The 7,777-nt window shown below is 48.9% G+C and carries 8 protein-coding genes; 5 read left to right on the forward strand and 3 right to left on the reverse strand.

All coding sequences use genetic code 11. From position 1 onward, the window contains the following. Positions 1-50 precede the first annotated feature (50 nt). Positions 51-605: a manganese efflux pump MntP family protein gene (locus tag Q0135_RS08300; RefSeq protein ID WP_297989754.1), complete on the reverse strand. Its 555-nt coding sequence runs from the start codon at positions 603-605 to the stop codon at positions 51-53. Positions 606-691: 86 nt separating this feature from the next. Here Q0135_RS08300 and Q0135_RS08305 point away from each other — a divergent pair, with 86 nt between their 5' ends. Next, positions 692-1,321, forward strand: coding sequence for a hypothetical protein (locus tag Q0135_RS08305; RefSeq protein WP_297989756.1), 630 nt, complete (start codon positions 692-694; stop codon positions 1,319-1,321). 43 nt (positions 1,322-1,364) lie between these two features. Then, positions 1,365-3,182 (forward strand): DMT family transporter, encoded by a 1,818-nt coding sequence (locus tag Q0135_RS08310; protein WP_297989758.1) that lies wholly within the window; start codon positions 1,365-1,367, stop codon positions 3,180-3,182. On the opposite strand, the gene Q0135_RS08315 is transcribed toward Q0135_RS08310, so the two are convergent. Further along, a complete protein-coding gene (locus tag Q0135_RS08315) occupies positions 3,126-3,929 on the reverse strand; it encodes a metal ABC transporter permease (protein WP_297964136.1) in 804 nt (267 codons plus the stop codon). The genes Q0135_RS08310 and Q0135_RS08315 overlap by 57 nt on opposite strands. Then, the gene (locus Q0135_RS08320) at positions 3,922-4,689 is read right to left on the reverse strand and encodes an ABC transporter ATP-binding protein (protein WP_297989763.1); all 768 of its coding nucleotides are present in this window, start codon (positions 4,687-4,689) and stop codon (positions 3,922-3,924) included. The genes Q0135_RS08315 and Q0135_RS08320 overlap by 8 nt, the downstream gene beginning before the upstream one ends. Before the next feature lie 99 nt (positions 4,690-4,788). On the opposite strand from Q0135_RS08320, the gene Q0135_RS08325 reads away from it, so the two are divergent. From Q0135_RS08325 to Q0135_RS08335, 3 genes are all read left to right on the forward strand, one after another. Next, positions 4,789-5,697 (forward strand): bifunctional 2-polyprenyl-6-hydroxyphenol methylase/3-demethylubiquinol 3-O-methyltransferase UbiG, encoded by a 909-nt coding sequence (locus tag Q0135_RS08325; protein ID WP_297989760.1) that lies wholly within the window; start codon positions 4,789-4,791, stop codon positions 5,695-5,697. After that, positions 5,660-6,532 (forward strand): cytochrome c peroxidase, encoded by an 873-nt coding sequence (locus Q0135_RS08330; RefSeq protein ID WP_297989761.1) that lies wholly within the window; start codon positions 5,660-5,662, stop codon positions 6,530-6,532. Before Q0135_RS08325 ends, Q0135_RS08330 begins: the two co-directional genes overlap by 38 nt. Further along, positions 6,522-7,777: PAS domain S-box protein (locus Q0135_RS08335; RefSeq protein WP_297989762.1), on the forward strand; the 1,256-nt coding region annotated here is incomplete at its 3' end. The genes Q0135_RS08330 and Q0135_RS08335, both read left to right, overlap by 11 nt.

The following is a 7,777-nucleotide window of genomic DNA, read 5'->3' on the forward strand; positions in this document are numbered from 1 at the left end:
CTCCTGCGGATTAGTTTTAAAAATTATCGCAAAGCGGCGCTTAAAAGCCGCTAAATATCGATAACGCCGAGGTGTGAGAGCAAAATTTTAACCCCGATTAGAATCAAAATCGCGCCGCCTAAGACGAGCGCCTTTGAGTGCAGATATTCGCCCGTTAGCTTGCCTACGTAGCACGCCGCGACGCACAGCGCGAAGCAGACGAGCCCGATTACGCAACAGGCGTAGAGGATGTTTATCTCGCCAAACGCAAAGGTCACACCCACGGCCATCGCATCGATGCTGGTGGCGATCGCGCCCAGCACCAGCTCCTTCGTGCTTAGGCGCAGATCTGGCTCGTCCTGCTCACGGCGGGATTCCGCGATCATTTTAACGCCTAAAAACGATAAAATTCCAAACGCGACGAAGTGATCGATTTCTGAGATAAATTTTACGAAGTTTATCCCCAAAGCGTAGCCTGATAGCGGCATTATGAACTGAGCCGCCGCATAGAAAAACGCGACGCGCGCGATCTGCGCAAATTTAAAATTCGGATATTTCGCGCCGTTTGAGATACTAAGCGCGACGCTGTCCATAGCAAGCGCAAAAGCAATGAGTAAAAGCTCCATATTTAGCCCTTTTGGTATTATAAAAGCGTTGATTATACATTAAAATTTTCGAAATAAAATAATCAATCTTTAATTAGGAAAAAACTTTGCTTAAAAAATTAATCTTTTGTTTATTGCCGATATTTGCGACTGCTAGCTGGGAGGAGGTCGCCGTAAAGGGACTTGACGTGATGCTTAGTGCGGGTGCGGGCGATAGCGAAAATTTTAAAAACTCGCTAAGCACTCTGATCGAGCGCGCCGCAGGCGAATACGAGCGCACTGGCGTGCAGGATTACGAGCTCGATCTGCCTAGCTACATTACCGAGCGCGCGGGCAAAAAAAGCATCGCCGTGCAGAATATGCAAAGGCTGGCGAGCAAGAAGCTAAGTCTTGCCGTAGAGCCGATCAAAAAGCTCGTACTTGCTAAAATAAAAGATATGTCCGAAGCCGATACTAAGGCGGTAATGAGCGGCGAGGTGCTATTCAGCCACTATCTGCGCACCAACGCCTTTGATGAAATTTACGAAATCATTCGCCCTTTGGCACGCGAACTAGGAGCCGACGCGAGCTTTGCTAAAAGCTTTAAAAGTGCCGTCGGACGCGAGCCTGGAGACGATTTTAGTAGCGAATTCAGCAGCGCCTTTATCAACGAAAGCTTCGATTTTTTAAGCAAAAACGAAAGGGAGTTTCGCAAAAACTCGGGCGCGATTTTAAACGCCATAAAGACGATCAGATAGGCGCGACTGCACCAAGATCTCGGCGAAATTTTACTTTAAATTTATGAAAAATTCTATCTCTGAGCTCGCGGAAAATTTTAATTCAAAATCCGCTTTAAATTTTATCTCAAATCAGGCATGTGAGTGCGCGAAAAATATAGCGCGCGGTGGAACGGTAAATTTTACTCCCACTCTCTGCCTCAAAAGAAATTTCAAATTTCAAGACGAGGCCGCCGAGTTAAATTTTATCAGCAGAAGAAATTTAAAATTTTATCCCACTTCGGTCGGTTTCGCCGCGCGCAATCGTGCTTCGGCCAGTTTTGCTGCGCACAGTCTCGTCGCGTTCTATCCCGCTCCGTGCGTCAAAAATCCAGGAAGAAAATCCGCTTTAAGCTCCGCGGCTCTTGCGCTAAATTTAAAGTCCGCGCAAATTCCAAACTGCACCGAAAATAAAGCTTTAAATTCCGTAAATGCCTCCGCAATAAATCCTTGCGAAAATTCCGCAAAAAATTTCAAACGAAATTTTATGGGAAATTCCACTCATAGTAGCGCAAATAGCGAGAGTTCGCTAAATCGTGCGAGCGCCGTAGACGAGCCAAATTTAAGCCCCACAAAAAGCCTCGCCGCCGCTCATACGCGACGCTCAAAGAAAAATTTTACCGATATCATTGCAAAGGGCCACGGCTTCGCTCAAGCGCTGCAGGGGTTTGGATTGAAAAATTTTGAGGCGCGGAATTTCGCGAAGAAATCTAATTCGGCAGAGAATTCTAGCTCCGCTCGAAGCTTAAATTTCGCGCAGAATTTCGATTTCGCGCAAAGCTCTGATTCTACGCAGAGCCCTGCTGCCGCGCAAAATTCTGCCTCTATGCAAAACTGCACGCAAAGCTCGAATTCCGCGCAGAGTTTCGGGCAAAATTCCAATTCCGCGCAAAACCCCGCTCCACCTAGCAGACTGTGGGATCTGGGGCTACTTTTCGTAGCGATCGTTTGGGGATGCACTTTCGTGCCGGTTCAGCGCGCGCTGCATAGCGGCGACGTTTTTAGCTTTTTATTTTGGCGCTTTTTGGCGGCGAGCATTTTTACCTACCTCGCCTGTCTGCGCTTCGGCGTCAAATTTGACCGCGGCACGATAGGGCGGGGCGTGTTTTGCGGGCTGATGCTGTTTTGCGATTTTTCGTGCCAGACCATAGCGCTTGATTATGCGCTATCATCGACGGTGGCGTTTATTTTGGGGCTTAACGTCGTCATCGTGCCCTTTTTAATGCTTGCGTTTTTCGGCAAAAAAGTCGGTGCGAGCGCCTTTGGCGGTGCGGCCGTGGCGCTTTTGGGGCTGTATTTTTTAAGCGGAGCAAGCGGCGCGGTGGGATTTGGCATAGGCGAGCGGTTGACGCTGATTTCGGCGTTTGCATACGCGCTTCATATCGTATTTACCGGCGTCTGCGCGCGCAAAAGCAATCTCTACGGCTTTGTGATCGTGCAGTTTATCTGCGTCTGCGTCTGCGCGCTGATCGCGGCAGTTTTCGCTCCGCACGCGGAATTTGAAGGCGAGATAAAGGTACTTGGAAATTTGATCTTTTCGCCGAGTTTCGATTTTGTTTTCGCGCTGGTTTTAACCTCGATCTTTGCCACCGTCGCGGCGTTTGTGATCCAAACGATGGCGCAAAACCGCGGCGTAAGCGAGATAAAAACGGTGCTGATTTTCGCGCTGGAGCCCGTAAGCGCGGGCATAATGGGGTATGCCTTCGGCGAGAAGCTAAGCGCGCTTCAAATTTTAGGCGCGGCGCTGATACTAGCAGGCATCCTGCTTAGCGAACTGGGCGGGCTTTTAGGCGCGAAGTTTGCTAAAAATCGAGCTTACGAAAAAGCAGACCGAGGCGACTAGGATTATCGAGGCGCCGCTGGTTAGATTGAGCTTGAAGCTCAAAACAAGCCCCGCCGCGCAAAAAAGCGCCGATAGCGCGCAGCTTATCGCCATCATCGAGCCTAGGCTTTTTGAAATTTTTTCGGCGATGAAGGGCGGGATCGTCATCAGCGAGATTACTAAGATTAGTCCTACGATCTGAATCGACGCGACCACCGCGAGGCTCGCCATCACTACGAGGACGTAGTAAAAGACGCTTGTATTCACTCCGCGCAGCAGGGCGAATTCCTTATCGAAGCTGATCGCTAAAAACTGCCTGTAAAAGCACGCCGTAAGCGCCGCAAATGCCGCGCCGCAAATGCCGATGAAGATTAAATTTTCGTGATTTATAGCTAAGATCGAGCCGAATAAAAAGCTCATCAGATCGGATTTGTATCCAGGCGTAAGATCGGCGAAAATTATTCCTAGCGCCATTCCAAATGCCCATATCGCGCCGATTACAGCGTCGAAGCGCTCGGTGTTTCGTAGCGTAACGTAGGCGATGAGCAGCCCCAAAAACAGCGCAAAGACGCTAGCTCCCAACACGGGCGAGATGCCTAAAAATAGCGCGATGCCGATGCCGCCGTATGCGCCGTGTGCGATGCCGCCTGCTATGAAGCTCATGCGATTTATCACGACTAAAGAGCCAACGACGCCGCAGACTATACTGACCAAAAGTCCGCCGAGTAGGGCGTTTCGCATGAAATCGTAGGATAGAATTTCAGCCATTTTCGCCCTCCTTGCAGCAGCACTCGTTAAGCGCGAGATCGACGGCGCAGAAGTGCCCGTGCTCACGTCGCAGGTGATCTAAAAATTCCGCCCTGCCTCCCGGATCGATCTCGTGGGTGTGCGCCGAGCCGTTTGCGACGTAAAGCGCGCGGTTTGCGTAGTTTAGCGCGAGCTGCACGTCGTGGCTGATTAGAATTATGCCGCAGCCGCTTTCGTTTAGAGATTTTAAAAGCTCGTAAATTTGAACCTGCCCCATCGTGTCGATGCTCGCTAGCGGCTCGTCAAGAAGTAAAATTTTAGCCTTCGCGCACAGCGCCCGCGCGATGTAAACGCGCTGTCTCTGCCCGCCGCTAAGCTCGCTGATACGGCATTCTGCAAGGTCTTGCATCCCTACGCGCTCCAAGGCTTGCATGGCTTGCTCGCGCTCGGATTTGGAGTAGAAGCCGAAAATTTTCTTATCTATCAGCCCCATTAAAACGACTTCGAGCACGCTTATGGGAAAGCTTTTGTTTATCGCGATGAACTGCGGCACGTAGCCCATTTGCGCCCTGGCAAGCGCGGGCGATCTGCCTAAAATTTCGATCGTGCCCGAGCTTGGTCGCAGCAGCCCCAAAAGCAGCTTCAAAAGGGTGCTTTTGCCGCCGCCGTTGGGCCCGAAAATCGCTAAAAAATCGCGCAGCTCGTAGCTTAGGTTTATATCTTTTAAAATTTCGCGTTTTTCGTAAGCAAAGTTTAAATTTCTTATCGTCACGTCCGCCATGAACGCCCTTTCGCCTAGATTTTGAAAGCATTTATTATAGCCCAAATTCGGAAAAATTGCCAAATTTTGCTATTATTACAAAAAATTTAAAGGCGAGCGGTGGAGAAAATCGGCGAAAAATCACATAAAAATAGCTGGGATAAAAAGTCCGAAAGTTACGCTAAATTTAGCGGCGAGTTGGGGGCTTTTGGTAAGCGGGTGTTTGAGATACTGCGCGGCTGGGGCGTGAGCTTTGCGGGCAAAAGCGTGCTAGACGTGGGCGCCGGCACGGGGGTTTACTCGCTGTATCTCGCGTCGCTGGGCGCCAAGGTCACGGCGATCGATAGCTCGGAGGGGATGTTGCGCGAGCTAAGGCGCAGCGCGGAGGAGTTTGGCATCAGCTTGCAAAACGTATTAAATTTAAGCTTTGCGGAGTTTTGCGAGCGGCTGAGCCGCGATGGTTTCAGGGATACGGCGGGAGAAAATTTTAAAATTTATCCGCGCTCGCAAAGCGAAATTTCAAACGCGCAAGCTCAAGAAGCGCAGGTTTTAAATTTTAAAGACGCCGCGAGCAAAAACCGAGGGAGCGAAAATTTTAAAATTCCCGCAGTTTTTGACATCGCGTTTCTTACGATGAGTCCAGCGCTGAAGAGCACGAAGGATTTTGAGGCGTTTTTGGCTTTGGGCGAGCGTAAAATTTATCTAAATTGGGCGAGCGAGCGCAATTCATCTATGCTTGCGCCGCTTTTTGAGCGCTTCGGCACGGGGCATAAAAGACTTGCTACCGCCGCCGAAAAATTTGAGGCGCTGCTAAAGGCGCGCGACATCAAGTTTAAAAGCGAAATTTTAACTGAAAAGCGCGAGCAAAAACGCAGTCTGCAAGAAGCTGTGCAAAACGCCGCGTGGCACCTGCATATGGACGGCGCGGAGGCTAGCGAGCGCGAGATCGAGGAGCTTTTGAAAAAGCGGGCTAAATGCGGGATGATAAGCGATGAGATCAAAGCGAGCTTTAAGCTGTTTTATATTTAGCCTAGCGCCCGTTTTGGGGCTTTGCGGCAATCTTTTTACGCCGCTTGAGGTGCCTAAATATGACCCACAAAAGGCTCGGCTGGGCGCAAAAATTTTTACAGATGTAAGATTTAGCGGCAAAGGCCGCTCCTGCGAGAGCTGCCATAACTTCTATCTAAACGACTCAGGCGCTTCAGTGCGCGATGGACGCGTGCCTACGCTCATAAATTCTTATTATTTTGACCGCTACTTGGGCGATTATAATTTCGCGGGCTTTGAAGCTCGGATCGCGGCGTCGGTTTTTAGTGAGAATGAGCTGGACGCGAGCGAAGATAGAATTTTAGAGCTTATCAGGAAGAATTTAGCCTACAAGCAGGCTTTTGAAAGTGCTTACGGCGAGGCGAATATAGCGAACTTCATTGATGCGCTGAAGGAATTTTTAAAGTCCAAAACGGCGATAAATTCCAAATTTGACCGATTTTTGCGCGGCGAGGTTAAGCTAAATGATGCCGAATATAACGGATATGTGCTTTTTGTGCGGCTATGCTCGGCATGTCATAACGGCGTTAGTCTAGGCACCGGCAGCTTTACTAAAATTCGCCCAAGCGCGGAAGAGGAGGATGTGCCTAGGCATAGGCTCACTTCCGATGGATTTGAGCTGCGCCGCGTGCCTAGCTTGCGCAATATCACGCAAACCGCGCCTTACGTAAACGGGCAGACGGATTTGCGTCTTGCGGTGCGGCAGATCGCAAAGGATCTGCTAAAATACGATCTTAGCGATGGGGAACTTGATGCTTTGATGAGCTTTTTAGCTACACTTAAGGGCGAGATGACGGAGGCGCAGGATGAAAGATAAGATAATGTGGACTTTGATGGTGGGGATTATGATATTAGGCATAATCATCGCCGGGAATTATTTCTCGTCGCTAAGAGATGTAGCGAGATTTAGCACGATTTCGCGCGAGCTAGCTTTGATCGATAATGCCGACAACCGCTTAAATATATTATTTGATGCAAAGATCGCAAGAAGGGACTTTTCGATTGCAAATGCCGATATGCGCGGCATCTATCAAGTGCTGCAAGCTCTGCAAAAAGACAAAATCATCGATAAAATCGGACTTAGCGGCGATGTGCGCGCGATCGGAAGCGCTTTTAGCGATAAAATTTCGCTTTTGGATGAGCTTGGGGCTTTAAATTCGCAGAATTTAATCCTTTTTCAAAGTCTGCAGCAAAAATTTTTATCCGGTGGCACAAATGCGCAAAGAGCAAATCTCTACTCTCAAATTTTAGGACTTAACTATAAAAATCGCTCCGAGATCTCTGCTTTAAAAAGCGCGTTAGAAAGCGCAGATGCGTCAAGCCCCGACGAAGCTGCGTTTATAGGAATCGCACGGCAAATTTTAAGGAATTTCGAGCGTCAAAATATCATCGTAAGCGATAATCTCTCGTTGCTAAACGAGCGCTTCGCAAGTCTGCGCGAGCGATTTTCTTACGCTAGTGAGGAATTTTACGGCTCGTTTATGCAAATGACGATGCTTTACACGGCGGTGTTTTTGTCGTTTTTACTGCTTACTTACATCATAAATTCCGATGCTTTGCGTGGTAAACGCGCCCTCGCGCCCTATCACGCACTATGCGAACAAGCAGGCGAAGCGATAGTTTTAGCAGATCAAAACTTTAAAATTTTATACGCTAATAAAGGCGTGCTTAACTTAAGTGGCTACGAACAAAGTGAACTGGAAGGAAGCGATCTTGGAGTTTTGATGCCCAAAGATAAAGGGATCGAACTTCCTGCGATGGTAAATAAAAGCGCCAAAGATACGCGCCTGCTTCGTAAAAACGGCGAGCTAGCCGATGTGAGCCTAAGACTAGCAAATATCGCGGCTGCGTCCAAGCCGCCGCTATATGCGCTTTACGCTCATGACATCGGCGAGCGCGAGATTATGAAACTAGCTCTTGCGAGCACAAAAGAGAGCTTAAACAATCAAGTCTATATCGATCATCTTACGGGCCAGGGCAACGAAGCAGCGCTATATGAGCTAATAAACGCCGAAAAAACGGGCGTAGCGATCTACATCACTATCGTAAATTTTGCAAATTT

It is taken from the genome of uncultured Campylobacter sp. (assembly GCF_937981295.1).
Classification (GTDB): domain Bacteria; phylum Campylobacterota; class Campylobacteria; order Campylobacterales; family Campylobacteraceae; genus Campylobacter_B.

Excerpts from the sequence above, each read along its gene's own strand:
- Q0135_RS08300 (WP_297989754.1), bottom strand. The coding sequence starts at position 605 with ATGGAGCTTTTACTCATTGCTTTTGCGCTTGCTATGGACAGCGTCGCG.
- Q0135_RS08310 (WP_297989758.1), top strand. The coding sequence starts at position 1,365 with ATGAAAAATTCTATCTCTGAGCTCGCGGAAAATTTTAATTCAAAATCC.
- Q0135_RS08315 (WP_297964136.1), bottom strand. The coding sequence starts at position 3,929 with ATGGCTGAAATTCTATCCTACGATTTCATGCGAAACGCCCTACTCGGC.
- Q0135_RS08320 (WP_297989763.1), bottom strand. The coding sequence starts at position 4,689 with ATGGCGGACGTGACGATAAGAAATTTAAACTTTGCTTACGAAAAACGC.
- Q0135_RS08330 (WP_297989761.1), top strand. The coding sequence starts at position 5,660 with ATGAGATCAAAGCGAGCTTTAAGCTGTTTTATATTTAGCCTAGCGCCC.